The sequence below is a fragment of the Streptomyces saintjeani genome (assembly GCF_055409605.1).
The window spans coordinates 2,714,697-2,732,797 of sequence record NZ_CP189624.1 but is presented as its reverse complement, the minus strand read 5'-3'; the positions used below and the strand labels follow the sequence as shown (position 1 = coordinate 2,732,797).

Sequence of the window (18,101 nt, the reverse complement as noted above, 5' to 3'; positions counted from 1 at the left end):
TGATGAGGTCATGATGCACTGGTCGACCCACGCCATCTGGTGGCACGTCTACCCCCTCGGCTTCACCGGAGCCGACCGTACGGCGCCGCCTCCCGGGACCGCGCCCGTACCCCGCCTCGCCCGCCTGAACCCCTGGCTGGACTACCTGGTCGACCTCGGCTGCAACGGCCTGGCCCTCGGCCCCGTCTTCGCCTCGGAAACCCACGGCTACGACACGACCGACCATTTCACGGTCGACCCCCGCCTCGGCACGGAGGCGGACCTCCGCGCCCTGGTGAAGGAGGCCAGGTCGCGCGGTGTACGGGTCCTCCTGGACGGCGTCTTCAACCACGTCGCCCGCACCTTCCCCGGGCTCCCCGACCTCGCCGCCCGCGAGCCCGACGGCACCTACCGCGTCTTCGAGGGCCACGACCACCTCGTCACCCTCGACCACACGAACCCCAGGGTCGCCGACCACGTCACCGACGTCATGCTCCACTGGCTCGACCGGGGCATCTCCGGCTGGCGCCTGGACGCGGCGTACGCTGTACCGCCCGCGTTCTGGCGCACGGTCACCTCACGTGTCCGCGAACGCCACCCCGACGCGTGGTTCACGGCCGAACTGATCCACGGCGACTACGCGTCGTACGTCACGCGCTCCGGCCTGGACTCGGCGACACAGTACGAACTGTGGAAGGCGGTCTGGAGCTCCCTCAACGACCACAACTTCCATGAACTGGCATGGACGTTGACCCGCCACAACACCCTCCTCGACACCTTCACCCCGCAAACCTTCCTGGGCAACCACGACGTGACCCGCCTGGCGAGCCGCCTCACGGACGAACGCCACCTGGAACACGCGTTGGTCATCCTCCTCACGACCGGAGGCATCCCGTCGATCTACGCGGGCGACGAACAGGCGTTCAGGGGAGTGAAGGAGGACAGGGAAGGGGGCGACGACGAAATCCGCCCCGAGTTCCCCACGACGCCGACTCAACTGGCCCCGTACGGAACCGAGTTCTTCCACCTGCACCAACTCCTGATCGGCCTGCGCCGCCGCAACCCCTGGCTGACGCGGGCCCGCACGACGATCACGACCCTGACGAATGAGACGATCGCCTACACGGCGAGGTCGGGTTCATGCGGGCTGGCGGTGGCCCTGAACCTCTCCGACCGCGCCGCCCGCTTCACACTGCCTGTCGCCGCGTGGCAACTGGCAGCAGGCGGCGCGGAGTTCACCGGTGATGGGGGCGAACTCCCGCCGCACGGTTGGGGGATAGCGGTCGCGGAGTCGCCGTGAACTCGGCGGCGTATACGTGTACGTATACGTATGCGTTTTGGGGTACGGTGGAAACAGGACGCGGCCTGCCGGCCGTCCCACGTCGACAGAACGGAGCTGATCGCATGGCAGACGTCACCATCCGTGCCCAAGCCGAGACCAGGGACAGACTCGCCGCTGTCGCGGATGCCGAAGGGCTGAGTCTGAGGGCATGGCTCGACCGACTGGCGGAGACCGTCAGGACGCCCGAAGAGCGGGCGCAGGAGGCGGAGAGGACCCGGCGGATTCTGCTGGAGTGGAGTGGTTACGACCCGGCGGTCTCCGATCCCGAGGCCGATGCGCTGCTGGCTCGCCGGATCGCGGAGGCCGACGCCGCGTGAACGACCTGCACATCGTGCTGGACGCCGGCGCGCTGACCGCCCTGCGCGGCAACCCGCTCGTCTCCCGCCTCGTCTACCAGGCCACGAACGGCGTGGGGACGTATCTGTACGCGTCGGCGTGCGCGTTGGTGGAGGCGGACCGGTCGTACCCGGGACTCGCCGAGCACGTAGCGCAACTGCCCGCTGTGGACATCGTTCCCCTGGACCTGTCCGCGGCCCTCGCCCTGACCGGTGACTCCGGTTGGGGCCTGCCGCACACCCAGCACATCGCCCGCCCGTCGGTCGAGCGCCCCCGAGGGGCGGTGGTTGCGACGGTGACACCTGAGGAGTGGAAGGGCCGCCCCGTACGGTTGCTGCCTCTGACGCCCGAGTAGCCCGACACCACTCGTCCCCGGATCGCCGCCGCGTTCTCCTCGGGGCGACCGGGGACCTTGACTGGCCGGGTGACTTACAGGGTCGCTGTGAACTCGGCCCAGGCGGTCGGCGCGAGGGCGAGTTGGGGGCCGTCGGTGTTCTTGGAGTCGCGGATGTGGACGGCGGTGGTGCAGGCCGCGAACTCAACGCAGTCGTTGCCCTCGGTGTCGCTGTAGCTGCTCTTGCGCCAGGCGACTTCCACGCAGTCGTTGCCTTCGGCGTCGCTGTAGCTGCTCTTGAACCAGGCGAGGCCGGAAGCGGTGGTTGAGGGCTCGGCGTTGTTCATAGCGATTCCAGAATCCCTTCGATCTTCTTCATCGACTCCCGGGACGGGAGAGCCTGCGATCGCATGATCCCATAACGGGCGTGCGCCTGAGTCGTCTGTTCGGGCTCGGTTTGGAGGGAAGTGACCCCCGCTACCTCGCTGTACAGGAACAGCTTGCCGTCCTTGCGCCGCGTCAGCACCGTGAACGGGCCGCTGAAGCCCGCGTTCTCCTCGCAGTCGAGCGGCATGATCTGAATCTCGACGTGGCGCTTCTGGCCGACCAGCAGCACGTGCTCCAACTGCCCCCGCAGCACGTCCTTGCCGCCGTAAGGTTGCAGCAGAACCGCCTCGTTGATGATGAAACTCAAGTAGGGCGCAGGCCAGCGGTCGAAGATCTCCTGCCGGACCAGCCGGGCGGCCACGCGCTGCTCGATGGTGTCGTCGTCCAGGAGCGGGCGGCGCATCGTCATCAACGCCCGCATGTAGTCCGGGGTTTGCAGCAGGCCGGGGATCACAAGCGTGTCGTACTTGAGCAGCTCCATGGCCAGCTTCTCCAGAGCCGCCATCCCCTGGAACGTCGCCGGATACTGCGCCCGCTCCATCTGCTCCTTCCACGCGCTCAACAACCCGTTCGCGCGCAGGACTTCGTCCGCCTTGTCGATCGTCTTGCCGTTCATGATGCGCCGACCCTGCTCGAACGATGCGACCGTTGCGGCCGAGTAACCGATGCGCGCGCCGAAGGTCTCCCGGTCCAACCCCTCCCGCTCGCGCAGGGTTTTCACGTTCTGGCCGAACGTGATGACGAGGGCCTTGCTCGTCGCGTCGGGCTGGAGCCCGGCCTCGTCGTCGTCCCCGAAGAACAGGGAACCGGTGTCGTCTTCGTTGTTCCGGGGCTCTTCCACCCCGACCTTCGTCCTCGTACGCTCCGTCATGGGATCACCGCCTCTCCGGACCAACTTCCCAGGGGGAACGCTGGTCACGCCGCGCGTCTCGTACACGGTCCTACACCGCGCGTACAAGCCGTTCAGCGTCGGTGCGTCACCACTGGTGACGGTACGCCACGAAGGGGACCGTAGGGGGCATGACGAACGAACCCGGTATCCCCACCGGCCCCACGCAACACACCGCTCCCACGGACCACTTGAGCCCCGGCGGCACCCTCACGCCGCCCGCCGAGCAGTACTTCGAGATGAGGTTCACGTCGACCCGGCGCGGCGCCCGCCTCGCCCGCCACTTCGCCGCCGTGCGCCTGCACGAGTGGGGCATCCCGTACGGCACGGACGCGCACGACGCGATCGTGGTGATCGTCGCGGAGCTGACGTCCAACGCGGTGCGGCACGGCCATGTCCCGGGCCGGGACTTCCACTTGAGGCTCCAGGTGTCGCCGCGTCTGGAGACGGCACGGGTGGACGTCACGGACACGCGGGGCGAGCGGCTGCCGCCGAGGCCGGCCGGTGTCGTCGTCGGCAGGGACCCGTACGTCTCGCTGGACGGCCGGGGCCTCGTCCTGGTCGCGGGCCTCGCGTCGCGCTGGGACTGGCACCTGCGGACGGACGGGCCGGGGAAGACGGTGTGGGCGGAGTACGCGCTCGCGTCGTCGCCGTGACGCCTGCCGGTCGGGACGGGTCAGGTGTGCGTGTTGTCCAGGTGTGCGCCGAGGTAACCCACGTACACCAGACCTGAGTTGGCCGTGTCGTCGTGGAAGTACAGGCGGGGCGAGACCGTGTTGCCGCTGCCGATGCGCAGGTGGGACTGCATGAAGAGGCGTCCACCCGGTACAGGGAAGGTGCGTTGGCGGCGCCATTCGTGGTGATGGGCCACGGTCTCCGACTCACGCATCGTCACTTTGCCTGCGGGGAAGGGGTGTTGGCAGGTCTCGGGGAGGCTGTCGCACCACTGGCGGAAGTCGACGCCGGTGCCGTGCGCGGCGTACTCGTCGAGTGCTTCGAGCGCGTCCCACGCGACGGAGACCCAGTTGGTGATGGTGTGCGCGTCCAGTTCTTTCGTCCGCTTGGGGTTTCCGGTGAAGCGGAGGTGGGGGAACTCGGGAAGGCGATCGAGGAGTTCGGCGAAAGTGGCGGGGCGGGGCCTCGGGGGTGCGAGGGCCGTGGGGTGGGCGGAATTGTCCAACTGTCGCTGGAGAAAGCGGACTTTGCTGTTGGCACCCTGAAGAGCCTCGTACAACTGCTCATTCTCGACGAGCTGTTCGAACTCCCGCTCCTCGGCCTGCTGCAACCGCCGCCGCAGCTCCCGAACCTCCTCGTCCCGAGCCTCTTCCCGCTCCGCAGCCTCCCTCAACAACGCCTCGGCCGTCCGGAGTTCCCCCCGGAGTAATCTCCCGGCCCGCCTTTTCTTGGTCGTCTCGAATACGTTCACGAGGCCTCATTCATGACCGCACCAAAAGGACCCTCATCACACCACCATCCGGTGAATCCAGTCAATCATCTTTATCGATCGAATTCGAAACTCCGGATTTCACAAGGGTGTTCACAACATGCCTAAATTCTGTCACCGGGGGAGCGGGTTACCCGTGAGTGTGGGGGCCGGTGATCACCGCGCGATCCCCATGCAGCAAGCTACCCCCGTAGTCATGTTCTCCAACTTTCAAGGAGGCGACCGGACATGACGAGGTTCGTGACACGCAGGACCCTGCTGGGCGGGATGGCGGCGGGGGTGGCGGCAGGCACCGTACTCGGGGGAAACGCCTGGGCAGCCAAGGGAGTTGGGGCGGCGGCGGAGCCGTACGTCGCGTTCCCGGTGGCACCGGGCGGCGGCCCGGCAGGGTCGGACCGGGTGCACGCGCTCCAGATCGGTGACCCCGCAGCGGGAACCGTACTCGTTCTGGTCCCCGGCCAGTTCGGCGCGGCGAACGACTTCCGCCTCCTCGCCCGCGACCTCGTCGCGGCCGTACCCGGCGTACAGGTCTGGGCGTTCGACCGCCGCGAGGAGAGCCTCGCGGACCGCGCCGGATTCGCGACGGCCGACCCCGTCGCGTACTACCTGGACGGCCACTACCGCACCCAGGACCCCGCGTCCTCCGGCTACTTCGCCAACTGGGGCCTTCCGCAAGGCATGTCGGACCTCCGCACGGTGATCGAGGCGGCCTCGTGCGGCGGCCGACGCAAGGTGATCCTCGGCGGCCACTCCTGGGGTGCGACCACCGCAGCCGCGTACGCCGCCTGGGACTTCGACGGTCACCCGGGCTACCGCGACCTCGCGGGCCTGGCGTTCATCGACGGCGGCGTCCTCGGCGCGTTCGACGGCGGAGGCGAGGCGTTCGACAACTCCCCGGAGAAGGTCAGGGAGCGCCTCGCGGCGATCGCGGGCGGCGCGGTCCTGGACATGTCGCTGGCCGCCGTAGGCGTCGGCACCCGCTCCGAGAGCACCCAGATCTGGTACCAACTGGCAGGCTGGTACGCCCACTTGGACCCCCACGCCAAGTCGGTCCTCCAGCCCCGCCTCCCGGACGCGCTGCGCCCGTCCAACCCCATAACGAACGCGGCCCTGTTGGGCCTCCTGGTCGACCAGAGCTTCGGTTGGCCCAACGACATCAGCGTCCACTCGGGCACCTTCTCGGCGTCCGGCGACTGGACGGACACGGGCATCACCCCCATCGCCCGCGTAGCCACGGCCTACGCGGGCCCCGCCCCGACGGTCTGGCAGTGGTACTGGCCCGCCCGCCTCACCACCGACCTCACGGCAGTGGACCTCTACGCCGACACGGACGTAACCCGCTCCCTCGACCTCCGCCTCCACCACACCACCGCCATAGACGTCCCCCTCTTCGCCTTCCAGACGAGCGCCTACAAGGGCACGGCGGTCACAGCGGCCCAGAAACTGGCAGCCCAGTCCCGCATCCCCTCCATGACGTCCCAGACGGACACGGGCATGAACCACCTGGACCCGCTGTTCGCGGAGACATCGAAGAACACGGCGACGCGGAGCCTGGCGGCATTCGTGCAGCACCTGCTCTGAACCGCCGTCGGTGGCCTGCCCGTTGAACCGTTGGACCGGGCAGGCCACCCGACGTTCAGGACCGCTTCTTCAGCATGTCGGCCATCAAGGAGATTTCGGCCCGCTGGCCGTTCGCCATCCCCTGGGCCAACCGCCGCACCTGCTCGGTCTCGCCCTCCTGCGCCGCCCCCTCCGCCATCTCGATGCCGCCCTTGTGGTGGGCGGTCATGAGGTCGAGGTAGTAGACCTCCGCCTGCTTGCCGGAGAGTGAACGCAGCTTGTTCAGCTCGGTGTTGGTGGCCATGCCGGGCATCAGGGAGCCGTCGTGGGGCTTGTACGGCATCGAGTGGTCCATCCAGGACATGGGGGCCGCCTGGGAGGACTTGGGCTCGTTCCAGGTGTCCAACCAGCCCAGGAGCATGCCGCGTTGGTTGGCCTGGGTGTTGATGATGTCGTAGGCGAGACGGCGTACGTCCTCGTCGGTGGTGCGGTCGCGGACGATGAACGACATCTCCACGGCCTGCTGATGATGGACGGCCATGTCGCGGGCGAACCCCGAATCGACCGGCCCCGCAGGGGAGTTGGCCTGCGCCGGACGCAACAGGGTGACAGTGAGAGCCACCGCCGCGAGCAGCGTGATGAGGGCGCCGCCGATGAGCGCCCGGGACAGGCGAGTTGAAGACCTCGCCGTCAATTCGCTCGCACTCACGCCGTCGCCTTCCCGCCCGAGCACGCCGCACCCGGCTCCGGAGTCTGCGCACCCTGCACGTACTTGTCGAAGAACTCGTTCACCCGGGGGTCGGACGCCTCGGTGACGTTCAGCTGGTGCCCCCACGCGGAGAGCGTGATCGGCGAGGACTGCGCGTCGTACGGGCTCATCATCGTGTACGACGTCTTCTTCACCTTCTCCGTCAGCGACTTGACGTCCGCCTCGGGGGCCTTGGTGCTGTACGTCACCCACACCGCGCCGTGCTCCAGGGAGTGCACGGCGTTCTCGTTCTGGAGCTGCTGCGTGTAGACCTGCGCGTCGCAGTTCTGCCAGACGCCGTTGTGGTCGCCGCCGACCGGCGGGATCATCGGGTACTTGACGGTGCCCTCGACGTGGTTCTGCTTGAGGTCCTTCCACGTCTTCTCGCCGGAGACCGGGGCCGCCTGCGCGGCCTCCTTCTCGTTCGCGTCGTTGACCAGCCAGGCGCCGCCCGCGACGAGCGCGAGCACGATCGCCGCCGACGCGGAGATCGTCAGAATGCGGCTACGGCGCTCCCGCGCGCGTTCCGCCTTGCGCTGCTCCTCTATGCGTGCGCGGCGGGTGGCCGCCTTCTCGCCGGCCGACGGCTTGTTGCCGGGGCGCTTCTTGGGCGTGGCGGGAGCGTTCGTGCTCGCCTTGGGCTTCGAACCGGTCGGCGTCTTCTTGGAGTTGCCGGTGGACATGACGAAGTGCCTTTCGTGCTGCGGGAGTCGGCGGGTACGCCGGTGAACGGACGGAAAGGAGACGTCCGTTCTAGGTCCGCAGCACTTGCAGGACGTGCAGGTCGGGAGGGCGCGGCGCGGCCGGGTCGGCCCGTACGGTGCGGGGGGCCACCGCCGGGCGCGCGTCCACCCGCGTCGGGAGCGCCTGCGGCGCCGGGTGCGGGGTGGGGGCCGTCGTCCGCGCGATCACCCCGCCCGCGCCGTGACACCGGTCGTGCCCCGGCACCGGGCACACGTGTTCCTTCGCCGGGATCTGCGGGCTGTACGCGACGGCGGCGAGCTGCCGGACCGCCGCCGCCTCCGCCTCGCCGGGATGCATCACACAGCCCAGCACCGTGGCCAGCGCCAGCAGCAGCCCCAACACCACAGAGACAGCCCTGGTGGGGCCGCTCATGGAGGTCGGGGGCCGGTTGAACACTCAAGGAGTGTATCGGCCGAACGGGTGACCCGTACGCCCCCTACGCAGGGGGTACCCGCACGCCCCCTACTCCTCGAACAGCGCCTCCTGTACGTCGTCCCTCGCACCGAGATCGCGTACGCGGCAATACCTGAGACCTACGACCACGGAGGTAGCCGCCGCTGTCATACCCAGGGCCGCCGGGACCATCCACGCGCGGTTCGTCACATGGCCTAGGGCGTGGTCCAGGGAGAGCCGGCCGGGGCCCGTGACGGCCAGGCCGGTGGCGGCGAGGGCGAGGAACGCGGCGTACTCGTAGCCGCCGGACTGGGCGAAGAAGCCGTTCGGGGCATGGACGGCAGCCGCGCCCACCATCGCGCCAGCGGCTGCGGCACCTGCGGCGGGGGTGGCGAGGCCCAGGGCGAGAAGCGCGCCGCCGCCCGTCTCCGCGAGCCCTGCGGCTGTGGCGCTCGCCTTGCCGGGGGTGTACCCCACGGACTCCATGTACTGCCCGGTCGCCTCGATCCCGTGCCCCCCGAACCAGCCGAACAGCTTCTGCGCCCCGTGCGCGGCCAGCACCCCGCCCGTACCGAGCCGGAGCAGAAGGAGGCCGACGTCTCGACGGCGTGTGGTGCAGCAGGTCACGGTGGCTCCCTGGGTGACGGCGGGTAGCTCTACGGTCGCATCGGGGTGAGGGGGATACCTGCGGGGTACGCCGTTCGGGTGGTGGGGGTACGAGGGCGGTGCGAGGGCGGGGGCCCTGGCCTCCGTACCGGGCAGGCATGAACTGGGTCGGCATGAATCAGGCAGGCATGAACTCCCTTGCCTTGGAGTGCACTTCAACACCTAGCGTCCCGACTCATGGAGACGACAAGGGTGTTGGGACGGTCCGGGATCCAGGTCAGCGCACTCGGGTTCGGGTGCTGGGCCATCGGCGGGGAGTGGACGCGGCCGGACGGGCTGCCGCTGGGGTGGGGGAAGGTGGACGACGCCGAGTCGATCAGGGCCGTACGTACGGCACTTGACCTCGGGGTCACTTTCTTCGACACGGCGGACGTGTACGGGACGGGGCACAGTGAGCGGGTGCTCGGGCAGGCGCTCGGGAAGCGGCGGGCGGACGTCGTCGTCGCCACGAAGTGGGGGAACCTCTTCGACGAACGGACGAGGATCGCGGACGGGCAGGACGCGAGCGCCGGGCATCTCCGTACCGCTCTCACCGCGTCGCTGGAGCGGCTCGGCACGGATTACGTCGACCTCTACCAGCTCCACATCTCCGACGCGCCTCCGGAGCAGGCGGCACAACTCCGCGACGCCTGCGAGGAGTTGGTGGCCGAGGGGCTCATCCGGACGTACGCGTGGAGCACCGACGACCCCGACCGTGCCGCCGTCTTCGCGGCCGGCCCGCACTGCTCCGCCGTCCAGCACCGCCTCAACGTCCTCCAGGACGCCCCCGAGATGCTGGCGCTGTGCGAGGAGGCGAACCTCGCGAGCGTCAACCGCAGCCCGCTGGCGATGGGCCTCCTCACCCAGACCCCGAGGACGGCCTGGGAACCCGGCGACATCCGCAGCCGCCCCCCGGTCTGGCTGGAAGGCTTCACCGACGGCACCGCACCCGACCCGGCCTGGCTGGCCCGCATCGACGCCCTCCGCTCCGTCCTCACGTCCGACGGCCGCACCCTCACCCAGGGCGCCCTCGCCTGGATCTGGTCCCGCAGCCCGCAGACGGTCCCCATCCCCGGCTTCAGGTCCGTCGCCCAGGCGCAGGAGAACGCGGGGGCGCTGGCCAAGGGGCCGCTGAGCGAGGAGCAGAGGGCGGAGGTCGAGCGGCTCCTGGGGAGGTGAGATCGCGCGGCTCCTGTGCTGAAACCCCAGCTCAGACACGCCCTCACCCAAGGTTCGCGTTTTCTCACCATCCTTCTGTACGGTCCCGTCGGTGAACATCAGCGCCCGTGCCTGGATCGTCGCCGACCACGAGAGTGGGGAGGTGCTGGCCGCGCACAATCCGCATACGCGGCTCGCACCGGCCTCGACGTTGAAGATGCTGTTCGCGGACACCCTGCTCGGAAAGTTCGCGCGGACGGAGAGGCATACCGTCCGGGGGGCGGAGCTGGCCACCGTGCCCGAGGGATCCAGCCTGGTGGGGATCAAGGCCGGGGTGACGTACAGCGTCGAGGATCTCTGGCACGGCGTCTTCCTCCGCTCCGGGAACGACGCCGTACGGGTGCTGGCCGCGATGAACGGGGGGATCGACCGGACCGTCGCCGAGATGCGGGCCAAGGCCGCCGATCTCCAGGCCGTCAACACGTACGTGGTAAGCCCCGACGGGTACGACCACCCCCGTCAGTACTCCTCCGCCTACGACCTCACCCTCATGGCCCGCAGCGGGCTCAGGAACGCCGACTTCCGGGCCTACTGCGGGACGAGGACCGCGCGGATCGGGAAGACCGGGATCGAGAACACGAACCGGTTGCTGTGCGGGTCGCACGGGGTGAAGGCGTACGCCGGGATGATCGGCGTGAAGAACGGCTACACCAGCAACGCGGGAAACACGTTCGTCGGCGCCGCGACGAGGAACGGCCGGACGCTCCTGGCCGCCGTGCTGCACCCGAAGAGCGGCCTCAACGCCGTGTACGAGGAGACCCGCACCCTCCTCGACTGGGGCTTCACGCAGGGGAGTTCGGCGAAAACCGGCGTGACGCTCGCGGAGCCGTTGAGCGAGGGCGGGGCGAAGGTGTCGCACAACTCACCGCACGGCGCGGCGGGTTCGGCGGGGACGGCGGTCGACGACGACAGCGTGGGCTGGGGTCTGCCGGTCGGGGGAGCGGTGGCGGGGGCGCTGCTCGGCGGGGTGTACGTCCTGCGCAACCGCCGCACCAAGAAGGCCGTCCCCCAAGAGAGTTGAGTGGTAGCAGGCGCCCCACGGCCCGGTGCGTACCCCGCGGTCTCCCGCGAGGTCCACCCCCACCCGGTGCCGTGGGGCGACTGCCTCCTCCCCCCTCGGAATTGGTCTGCGGAACTTCCCCACTCAAGTGTGAAGTTCTCGTGTAGAGAGTTGAGCATAGTTCCGCTAACCGCCGCAATAGGGCGGACGCACCAATTCCGCTTGTGTGGATCAACAGGCCCACGCCCGCAGGGAGTTCAGCCCCGCCCGACGTACGGCATCCCCGTCGCCAGCACCGTCACGAACTGCATGTTCGCCTCCAGCGGCAGCTCCGCCATGTGCCGTACGGTGCGCGCCACATCGGCGACGTCCATCACCGGCTCCGGCACGACCTCGCCGTTCGCCTGGAGCACCCCCGCCCGCATCCGGTCCGTCATCTCGGTCGCCGCGTTGCCGATGTCGATCTGACTGACCGCGATGCCGTACGAACGCCCGTCCAGGGCAAGGGACTTGGTGAGCCCGGTCAGCGCATGCTTGGTCGCGGTGTACGGCGCGGACCGGGGACGCGGCGTGTGCGCGGAGATGGAACCGTTGTTGATGATCCGACCCCCCTGCGGGTCCTGCGACTTCATCAACCGGTACGCCGAACGCGCGCACAGGAACGCCCCGTTGAGGTTCGTGTCCACGACGTGCCGCCACGCGTCGTACGACAGCTCCTCGAACGGCACCCCACCGGGCCCGAACGTCCCCGCGTTGTTGAAGAGCAGGTCGAGCCGCCCCGGTACGGCGCCGAAGACGCGCTCCACGTCGTCCTCGCTGGACACATCCGCCCGCATGACGGAACACGCGGAGTCCGGCAACAGCTCCCGGGTCCCCTCCAGCGTCTCGTACGTACGCCCCACCAGCACCAACGACCAACCCGCGCGCCCGAGTTCGACGGCGACGGCCCGCCCGATGCCCGAACCGGCACCGGTCACCACTGCGACTTTGGAGTTCATGCCTCCGCAGCGTAGGCGGACCCCGGCGGCCACGGATCGCCCCACTCCGCGTCCCGCGCCGCCTTGTACAGGTCGCCGTGCCGCTTCGTCACGGTCGTCCGCCCCAGCTCGCCGTCCGCCGAGCACAGATCGAGCAGCACCTGACCCTTGCGCATCTGCGGACGCCGTACCACCCGAGAGGTAGCCGGGTACACCGGCAGGCGTACCGCCGCGACGTACGCGAACTTCTCGTCCTCGTACGACAGCGAACCGCCCTTGACCTTGCGGTGCAACGACGAACGGCTCACCCGCGCCGAGAAGTGGCACCAGTCCGTGCCGGGGACGATGGGGCAGGCGGCGCTGTGCGGACAGGGCGCGGCGATGGTGTAACCGCTTGCGATCAGATGATCCCGCGCCTCGATGATCCGCGCGTACCCGTCCGGCGTGCCCGGCTCGACGATCACCACGGCAGCCGCCCCGCTCACCCCGGCGAGCAGCGCGGAGCGGTCGGCCGGCGTCAGCTCGTTGAGGACGTACGACACGGTCACGAGGTCCGTCCCCTCGGGCACACGCAGCGCAGCGCCGATCCGAGCCCGCTCCCAACGCACCCCCGACAACGCGGAGTTGGACGCGGCGATCTCCCGCCCCAACGCGAGCGCGGGCTCGGCCCAGTCGAGCACCGTCACGTCCCGCTCCCCGGGCCAGACCGCCTCCACGGCCCACGTCGCGGCGCCGGTCCCGCCACCGACGTCCACATGACTGCCCGGCGACCACTCCGGAGCCGTTTCAGCAAACGCTTCCAGCGCAGAGCACACGGCCTCGAAGGTCGCCGGCATCCGGTACGCGGCGTACGCGGCGACATCGGCACGGTCCCGCAGGATCGGCGCGGAGGTCGGGGTCGCCCCCCGATAGCTGGCGATCAGCCGCTCCACCGCCTGAGCCGCCTGCCTGGGCGGCAACCCGTCGAGAAGGGAGTCGAGGGCAGTACGGAGGGAGTCGGACGAGTTCACGCACAGATTCTCTCAGGTCGGGAGCACCGCCCGAGCCAGCCTCGTCCCCGCCCGAGCCCTCGGCCCGCTCCCGCCCTGCCTCCGACGCGGATGCACCGTGTTCGCCAGCAGCACCAGGAACGTGTCCGTAGCCCGGTCCACCACCAGCGACGTCCCCGTGAACCCCGTATGCCCCGCCGCCCCCCGCCCCGCCAACTCGCCCATGAACCACGCCTGATCGACCGCGAACCCCAGCCCCGGCGGGTCCAGCAGCAGGTCCACGTAGTCGGCGCCGAGAATCCGCGCCGTCCCGTACGACCCCCCGTTCAACAGCGTCCGGCAGAACACGGCGAGGTCCTGCCCCGTCGAGAACAACCCGGCATGACCGGCCACCCCGCCCAGCGCCCACGCGTTCTCGTCGTGCACCTCACCCCGCAGCATCCCCCGGTCCGCCTTCGCCCACGGCCGCCGCTGATCCTCGGTCGCCGCGGCGCCGGGACACGGGCCGAAGTCCGTCGAGGTCATCCCCAGCGGCCGGGTGATCCCCTCGTGGATCAGGACGTCGAGCGTGCGCCCGGTGAGACGCTCCAGCAACTGTTGCAGCAACAACATGTTGAGGTCGGAGTAGAGGTACGCCCCCGGCACGCCCACCGGCTCCTCCGCACGCAACAGCTCCAGCCGCTCGGCGTCATCGGCGCAGGCGTACAGCGGCAACTCGGGCCGCAGCCCGGACGTATGCGTAAGAAGCTGGCGCACGGTCGTCCCGTACCGCCGCACAGCGGAAAAGTCGGGAAGACAGTCCCCCACCCGAGCATCGATCCCGAGCCGCCCCCGCTCGATCTGCTGCACAGCGGCGACGGAGGTGAACAGCTTGGTGAGCGAGGCGAGATCGAAGGGGGTGTCCAAGGTCATCGGCACCCGCTCGGACACCGGTAACTCGACGCCGACGCCGCCCTCACCATCGTAGGAATCGAACCGCACAGCCCACCCCACAGCCTCCCGCAGGGCAATCACCGGCCCCCGCCCCGCGAACACCACCACCCCCGCCGCCCACGGATGCGGCCCGGCAGTCAGCGCATGCGCCTCATCCCGCAGCGACCCCAGCTCCCCGGCATCCAGACAGGCCCGCGCGGCCGTATCCGGACGAAGTCTCGGTGCGCTCAGCTGTCGGCTCCCTCGGTGTCGACGCGGACCTTCCCCGGACGGCACATTCCCACGAAACACCCGAGCGCCACCACGGACGCGACCACCTGGACGACGGCCATCGGGACGGCGGTGTGCTCCCCGGCGACCCCCACCAGCGGCGAGGCGACGGCCCCCACCAGGAACGACGACGTCCCCAGCAGCGCGGACGCCGACCCGGCGGAGTGCTTCGTCCGCAACAACGCCAGCGTCTGAGCATTCGGCAGGCTCATGCCCATCGCCGACATGAGAACGAAGAGAGCGGTTGCTACCGGTATCAGCCCGACCTCCCCGAACACCCCGGACGTCATCAGCAGCAGCGCGACGGACGCGGCGACGATCACCAGCAGCCCCACCAGCAGCACCCGGTCCAGCCGCACCCGCCCGACCAGCACCTTCCCGTTGATCTGCCCGACGGCCATCAGCCCCACGGAGTTGATCCCGAACAGCAGGCTGTACGTCTGCGGGGAGGCCCCGTAGATCTCCTGGACGACGAACGGCGACGCGGAGATGTACGCGAACAGCGCGGCGAACGCGAACCCACCGGTCAGCATGTAACCGGAGAAAGCGGTATCAGCAAGAAGTCCCCGCATGGTGCGCAGCGCCTCACCGACCCCGCCTCCGTGCCGGTCGGCGGGCTCCAGGGTCTCCGGCAGCCGCACCCACACCAGCGCGGTGAGCAGGACACCGACCCCGATGAGGACGACGAACACGCCCCGCCAGTCCGTGAACCGCAGGATCTGCCCGCCGATCAACGGCGCGACGATCGGCGCGATCCCGGAGATCAGCATCAGCGTCGAGAAGAACCGAGCCATCGCGTCACCGTCGTACAGATCACGCGTGACGGCCCGCGCGATGACGATGCCCGCAGCCCCCGCGAGCCCCTGGACGAGCCGGAAGGCGACCAGCGTCTCGACGTTCGGTGCAACAGCGCAGAGAGCGGTTGCTATCACATACACGACGAGCCCGGCGAGCAGCGGACGCCGCCGCCCCCACCGGTCGCTCATCGGCCCCACGACGAGCTGCCCGAGCGCCATGCCCGCGAGGCACGCGGTGAGCGTGAGCTGCACGGTCGCGGCCGGCGCGTGCAGGGAGTCGGTGACCTCCGGGAGCGCCGGGAGGTACATGTCCATCGACAGCGGGGGAGTGGCGGTCAGCCCGCCGAGCAGCAGCGTGACCAGCAGCCCCGTACGGCGGCGGCTGACAAGTGTCGGCGAGGCGGCAGCCCGCGTCGCCTGCGATATCGGTGCCCCACCATCGGGCATGTGCCCCTCCCTCTTCTCCCGGTCCGCCCCCTATGCTCTCAGCTCGTACGGAATGCTCGAACGTGATGTTCGGACTGTGGGACCAGGCAGGTGGCGGGCCCACGGGACTGGTGCGAGACGGAAGCGTGGCATTGATGACGGCGGACAGCGTGCGGTGGGGAATCCTGGCGACCGGCGGGATAGCCGCCGCCTTCACGGCGGACCTGATCGACCTGCCGGACGCGGAGGTCGTCGCGGTCGGCTCCCGCACGGAAAACAGTGCGAAAGCGTTTGCCGAACGTTTCGGCATCCCGCGCGCGTACGGCGACTGGGCGTCGCTCGCCGCCGACGACGGCATCGACGTCGTGTACGTCGCCACCCCGCACTCCGCGCACCGCGCCGCCGCCGGGCTCTGCCTGGCGGCCGGGCGGCATGTCCTGTGCGAGAAACCGTTTACGTTGAACTTGCGTGAGGCCGAGGAACTCATCGCCCTCGCCCGCGACAACGACCGCTTCCTGATGGAGGCGATGTGGATGTACTGCAACCCGGTCATCCGCCGCATCAAGCAGGTCGTCGACGACGGGACGATCGGCGAAGTCCGCACCGTCCAGGCCGACTTCGGCCTCGAAGGCCCCTTCTCGCCGGCCCACCGCCTGCGCGACCCCGCCCAGGGCGGCGGTGCCCTCCTCGACCTCGGCGTCTACCCGGTCTCCCTCGCGCACCTCTTCCTCGGCGAGCCCTCCGGCATCTCCGCCCGCGCGGTCCTCTCCCCGGAGGGCGTCGACCTCCAGACGGCGCTGGCCCTGTCCTGGGACTCCGGCGCGCTCGCCGCGCTGCACTGCTCCCTCGACGGCGGTACGTCCGTCTCCGCGTCCATCACCGGCACCAAGGGCCGCATCGACATCCCGTCCGGCTTCTTCCACGCGGACCGCTTCGTCCTGCACCGAGTCGGCCGCGACCCCGAGGAGTTCGCCCACGACCCTGCCGAGGGCCCGGCGGCCAGCTTCCGCCACGAGGCCCGCGAGGTCATGCGGGCCGTCCGCGCGGGCGAGACCCAGTCCCCCCTGGTCCCCCTCGACGGCACCCTCGCCGTGATGCGCACGCTGGACGCGGTCCGCGAACAGATCGGCGTCCGGTACCCGGGAGAGCGCCCTTAACCTGAGCGCATGCCCAGCAGAACACCCGACGCCAGCCGGCGCAGCGAGACGTCCCGGCGTGCCATCTACGCGGCTGCCCTGAGCCTCGTAGCGGAAACCGGTTACACAAAAACGACGATCGAGGGCATCGCCGCCCGTGCCGGCGTCGGGAAGCAGACCATCTACCGGTGGTGGGGGTCGAAGGCGGACGTCCTCCTGGAGGCGTTCCTCGACCTCGGCGAGCAGCAGGCGGGAGCCGGGGACGCCCCGGGCATCCCGGACACCGGCGACCTCGCCGCCGACCTCAAGCTCGTCCTGCGCGAGACCATCGACAACCTGCTGGACCCCCGCTTCGACGGCCCCGCGCGAGCGCTCAGCGCGGAGGGTCTCGTCGACGAGAAACTCGGCCGGTCCGTCGTAACCAAGTTGCTGGAACCGAATTTCGAGTTGTACACCGAGAGGCTGCGATCCGCCGCCGACGCGGGCCAGTTGAGGCCGGGCATCGACCCCCGGATCGCCCTCGAACTCTTCGTCGCCCCCCTCGCACAACGCTGGCTCCAGCGCACGGGAGAGCTGTCGTACGACTACACGGACACGATCGTCGAGTACGCCCTGTACGGCATCGCGCCCCGCTGAGCGCCACCTGTCCCCGGTTGGTGCTTATGTCCCGACAAGGCACCCCGGTTCCGCACCGGGCGGGACCATGAGGCATGCTGTGCCCACCACAGCGACGCGAGGGGACAGATGAGCGCGGAGGCGATCGGCCGGACCGGCCTGAGGGTCAGACTCACCCAGTGGCTGCGGGGCAGCGCCCCCGAGACCGACGCCGGCGGCGAGCGCGAAGCCCTGCTGCTGGCCGTCGCCGAAGCGGGCCTCCCGATCGCGCCCGCCGCCCACCCGGCCCCCGGCTACCGCTGCTCCTGCGACCGCGTCGGCTGTCCCACTCCCGCCCGGCATCCCATCTCCTTCGCCTGGCAGACGCAGTCCACCACCGACCGCGCCCAGGTCGAACGCTGGGTACGCCACCAGCCGCAGGCCAACTTCATCACCGCGACCGGCACGACCCACGACGTCCTCGACGTCCCCCGGCAGGCCGGCCGCGCCGCCCTCGACCGGCTCCTCGCGGCGGGCATCGAGGTCGGCCCGGTCGCCGAGTCCGACGACGGCCGCGTCCTCTTCTTCACCCTCACGCGGGGCACGCCCGACGACGAGGACGAGTGGTGGCCCTGCGAACTCGACTGCCACCCCGAGACGATGGACGAACACCCCGGGCTGCGCTGGCACTGCCGGGGCTCGTACGTCCTGGTCCCGCCGGCGCGCCTGCCGGGCGACGACGGACAGTCGGTGCACTGGGTACGGGGGCCGGAGTACGCGCTCCCGGACCCGCTGACCCTGCTGGAGGTGCTGACGGACGCGTGCGCGAGGTACGCGGAGACGGGGGACGGCGGAGAAGACGTAGCAACCGGTTCCTGGCCGTTGCGGACCTGAGGTTGCCGCAACCGCTTACTGGAAAGTTTCCGGAGCCGCGGTTCAAGCCGTTGCTGCAACCGCTTG

The 18,101-nt window shown here is 69.8% G+C and carries 21 protein-coding genes; 10 read left to right on the top strand and 11 right to left on the bottom strand.

Translation table 11 applies throughout. From position 1 onward, the window contains the following. Positions 1-13 precede the first annotated feature (13 nt). From ACQCO7_RS12205 to ACQCO7_RS12195, 3 genes are all read left to right on the top strand, one after another. Positions 14-1,279, top strand: a complete 1,266-nt coding sequence (locus ACQCO7_RS12205; protein ID WP_464071846.1) for an alpha-amylase family protein — start codon at positions 14-16, stop codon at positions 1,277-1,279. A 104-nt stretch (positions 1,280-1,383) separates the two neighbouring features. After that, positions 1,384-1,638 (top strand): hypothetical protein, encoded by a 255-nt coding sequence (locus tag ACQCO7_RS12200; RefSeq protein ID WP_464071845.1) that lies wholly within the window; start codon positions 1,384-1,386, stop codon positions 1,636-1,638. Next, a complete protein-coding gene (locus ACQCO7_RS12195; protein ID WP_464071844.1) occupies positions 1,635-2,012 on the top strand; it encodes a PIN domain-containing protein in 378 nt (125 codons plus the stop codon). Before ACQCO7_RS12200 ends, ACQCO7_RS12195 begins: the two co-directional genes overlap by 4 nt. 74 nt (positions 2,013-2,086) lie before the next feature. Here the strand turns inward: ACQCO7_RS12195 and ACQCO7_RS12190 are convergent, their stop codons facing one another. Together ACQCO7_RS12190 and ACQCO7_RS12185 are read right to left on the bottom strand one after the other, a co-directional pair. Continuing rightward, positions 2,087-2,338 (bottom strand): DUF397 domain-containing protein, encoded by a 252-nt coding sequence (locus ACQCO7_RS12190; RefSeq protein WP_464071843.1) that lies wholly within the window; start codon positions 2,336-2,338, stop codon positions 2,087-2,089. Continuing rightward, on the bottom strand, positions 2,335-3,249 hold the full coding sequence (locus tag ACQCO7_RS12185; protein WP_464071842.1) for a helix-turn-helix domain-containing protein: 915 nt from the start codon (positions 3,247-3,249) through the stop codon (positions 2,335-2,337). The genes ACQCO7_RS12190 and ACQCO7_RS12185 overlap by 4 nt, the downstream gene beginning before the upstream one ends. A gap of 149 nt (positions 3,250-3,398) precedes the next feature. Here ACQCO7_RS12185 and ACQCO7_RS12180 point away from each other — a divergent pair, with 149 nt between their 5' ends. Next, the gene (locus tag ACQCO7_RS12180) at positions 3,399-3,923 is read left to right on the top strand and encodes an ATP-binding protein (RefSeq protein ID WP_464071841.1); all 525 of its coding nucleotides are present in this window, start codon (positions 3,399-3,401) and stop codon (positions 3,921-3,923) included. Between the two features lie 20 nt (positions 3,924-3,943). Here the strand turns inward: ACQCO7_RS12180 and ACQCO7_RS12175 are convergent, their stop codons facing one another. Beyond that, positions 3,944-4,693, bottom strand: a complete 750-nt coding sequence (locus tag ACQCO7_RS12175; RefSeq protein WP_464071840.1) for a hypothetical protein — start codon at positions 4,691-4,693, stop codon at positions 3,944-3,946. Positions 4,694-4,939: 246 nt separating this feature from the next. On the opposite strand from ACQCO7_RS12175, the gene ACQCO7_RS12170 reads away from it, so the two are divergent. Beyond that, positions 4,940-6,292 carry an alpha/beta fold hydrolase gene (locus ACQCO7_RS12170; RefSeq protein WP_464071839.1) on the top strand — a complete coding sequence of 451 codons (1,353 nt, stop codon included), beginning with the start codon at positions 4,940-4,942 and terminating at the stop codon, positions 6,290-6,292. 55 nt (positions 6,293-6,347) lie between these two features. Here ACQCO7_RS12170 and ACQCO7_RS12165 read toward each other — a convergent pair whose 3' ends face one another. From ACQCO7_RS12165 to ACQCO7_RS12150, 4 genes are all read right to left on the bottom strand, one after another. After that, positions 6,348-6,980: a DUF305 domain-containing protein gene (locus tag ACQCO7_RS12165; protein ID WP_464071838.1), complete on the bottom strand. Its 633-nt coding sequence runs from the start codon at positions 6,978-6,980 to the stop codon at positions 6,348-6,350. After that, complete coding sequence (locus tag ACQCO7_RS12160; RefSeq protein ID WP_464071837.1) at positions 6,977-7,702, bottom strand: DUF3105 domain-containing protein; 726 nt, start codon at positions 7,700-7,702, stop codon at positions 6,977-6,979. The genes ACQCO7_RS12165 and ACQCO7_RS12160 overlap by 4 nt, the downstream gene beginning before the upstream one ends. 70 nt (positions 7,703-7,772) lie before the next feature. Beyond that, positions 7,773-8,159: a hypothetical protein gene (locus ACQCO7_RS12155; protein WP_464071836.1), complete on the bottom strand. Its 387-nt coding sequence runs from the start codon at positions 8,157-8,159 to the stop codon at positions 7,773-7,775. Between the two features lie 66 nt (positions 8,160-8,225). Next, positions 8,226-8,783, bottom strand: a complete 558-nt coding sequence (locus ACQCO7_RS12150) for a DoxX family protein (RefSeq protein WP_464071835.1) — start codon at positions 8,781-8,783, stop codon at positions 8,226-8,228. A 216-nt stretch (positions 8,784-8,999) separates the two neighbouring features. Here ACQCO7_RS12150 and ACQCO7_RS12145 point away from each other — a divergent pair, with 216 nt between their 5' ends. Then, entirely contained in the window at positions 9,000-9,980 is a 981-nt protein-coding gene (locus tag ACQCO7_RS12145) for an aldo/keto reductase (RefSeq protein ID WP_464071834.1), read from the top strand. Between the two features lie 91 nt (positions 9,981-10,071). Next, on the top strand, positions 10,072-11,040 hold the full coding sequence (locus ACQCO7_RS12140; protein WP_464071833.1) for a D-alanyl-D-alanine carboxypeptidase family protein: 969 nt from the start codon (positions 10,072-10,074) through the stop codon (positions 11,038-11,040). A 236-nt stretch (positions 11,041-11,276) separates the two neighbouring features. Here the strand turns inward: ACQCO7_RS12140 and ACQCO7_RS12135 are convergent, their stop codons facing one another. From ACQCO7_RS12135 to ACQCO7_RS12120, 4 genes are read right to left on the bottom strand one after another with little or no spacing between them, the layout of a single operon-like run. Beyond that, positions 11,277-12,017: an SDR family oxidoreductase gene (locus ACQCO7_RS12135; protein WP_464071832.1), complete on the bottom strand. Its 741-nt coding sequence runs from the start codon at positions 12,015-12,017 to the stop codon at positions 11,277-11,279. Beyond that, the gene (locus ACQCO7_RS12130) at positions 12,014-13,006 is read right to left on the bottom strand and encodes a small ribosomal subunit Rsm22 family protein (RefSeq protein ID WP_464071831.1); all 993 of its coding nucleotides are present in this window, start codon (positions 13,004-13,006) and stop codon (positions 12,014-12,016) included. Before ACQCO7_RS12130 ends, ACQCO7_RS12135 begins: the two co-directional genes overlap by 4 nt. Before the next feature lie 12 nt (positions 13,007-13,018). Then, positions 13,019-14,194, bottom strand: a complete 1,176-nt coding sequence (locus ACQCO7_RS12125) for a serine hydrolase domain-containing protein (RefSeq protein ID WP_464071830.1) — start codon at positions 14,192-14,194, stop codon at positions 13,019-13,021. Beyond that, positions 14,146-15,432, bottom strand: coding sequence for a multidrug effflux MFS transporter (locus tag ACQCO7_RS12120; RefSeq protein WP_464071829.1), 1,287 nt, complete (start codon positions 15,430-15,432; stop codon positions 14,146-14,148). The genes ACQCO7_RS12125 and ACQCO7_RS12120 overlap by 49 nt, the downstream gene beginning before the upstream one ends. A 134-nt stretch (positions 15,433-15,566) precedes the next feature. Here ACQCO7_RS12120 and ACQCO7_RS12115 point away from each other — a divergent pair, with 134 nt between their 5' ends. From ACQCO7_RS12115 to ACQCO7_RS12105, 3 genes are all read left to right on the top strand, one after another. Beyond that, the gene (locus tag ACQCO7_RS12115) at positions 15,567-16,568 is read left to right on the top strand and encodes a Gfo/Idh/MocA family protein (RefSeq protein ID WP_464071828.1); all 1,002 of its coding nucleotides are present in this window, start codon (positions 15,567-15,569) and stop codon (positions 16,566-16,568) included. Positions 16,569-16,577: 9 nt separating this feature from the next. Then, the gene (locus tag ACQCO7_RS12110) at positions 16,578-17,183 is read left to right on the top strand and encodes a TetR/AcrR family transcriptional regulator (protein ID WP_464071827.1); all 606 of its coding nucleotides are present in this window, start codon (positions 16,578-16,580) and stop codon (positions 17,181-17,183) included. Positions 17,184-17,291: 108 nt separating this feature from the next. Further along, on the top strand, positions 17,292-18,035 hold the full coding sequence (locus tag ACQCO7_RS12105) for a bifunctional DNA primase/polymerase (RefSeq protein WP_464071826.1): 744 nt from the start codon (positions 17,292-17,294) through the stop codon (positions 18,033-18,035). Positions 18,036-18,101 lie beyond the last annotated feature (66 nt).